Below are 769 nucleotides of genomic sequence, written 5' to 3'. Positions count from 1 at the left end.
GTCGTGTCTATGTCCCCGGGTGAAGAGCCTGGCGGGGAAATTTATGTGAGGCACGACCCTTGGCTACGCGGGGACTATCTATGAGTCTCGTCGACGAGTTGCGTATAGTTGAAAACTCAACTATAGTCATTCTTGTACTTCAAATTTCAACGAAACGGAGAAATCATGACTGCTCTTCCACAGGGACTCACCGCAGGAACCTGGAACATCGACCCCGTCCACTCGGAGTTCACCTTCACCGCACGCCACGCCGGCGTCTCAAAGGTCCGCGGTCAGTTCGAGGACATCGCAGGCAGCGTCAATGTCGGTGAGACCCTCGAGGACAGCTCAGCAACGGCTGAAGCCGACGTCGAGTCGATCACCACTCGCAACCCGCAGCGCGACGGTCACCTCAAGAGCGCCGACTTCTTCGAATCCGAGAAGAACCCGAAGCTGACCTTCAAGTCCACCGCTGTCAAGGCCAAGTCCGATGAGGAGTTCGACCTCGTCGGCGAGCTCACGATGCGCGGAGTGACCAAGGAAGTGGCCTTTGCCGCTGAGTTCAACGGTGTAGCCACCGATCCGAACGGAAACCAGGTTGCCGGCCTGTCCGCAGCGACCACTGTTGACCGCAAGGACTACGGCATGGAATTCAACGCTGTCCTCGGCGGCGGCGAACTGCTCGTGTCGAACAAGATCAAGATCGCTCTCGAGCTCGAACTCGTCAAGGCCTGAGCCGACTGAGTCGTTCGACGCCCATGTGAGTGCGCGTCACCGAACGCAGGAGGGG

The 769-nt window shown here is 58.5% G+C and carries 1 protein-coding gene; it reads left to right on the top strand.

The annotated features are described in order from the left end of the window. The first annotated feature begins 165 nt into the window (after positions 1–165). Positions 166–714 (top strand): YceI family protein, encoded by a 549-nt coding sequence (locus MPN20_RS17150; RefSeq protein WP_242784077.1) that lies wholly within the window; start codon positions 166–168, stop codon positions 712–714. The last annotated feature ends 55 nt before the right edge of the window (positions 715–769 follow it).

Source organism: Brevibacterium sp. ZH18, from assembly GCF_022748595.1.
Lineage (GTDB): Bacteria > Actinomycetota > Actinomycetes > Actinomycetales > Brevibacteriaceae > Brevibacterium.
The sequence above is the reverse complement of the archived record's forward strand: the minus strand, read 5'-3'. Positions and strand labels throughout refer to the sequence as shown.

Excerpts from the sequence above, each read along its gene's own strand:
- MPN20_RS17150 (WP_242784077.1), top strand. The coding sequence starts at position 166 with ATGACTGCTCTTCCACAGGGACTCACCGCAGGAACCTGGAACATCGAC.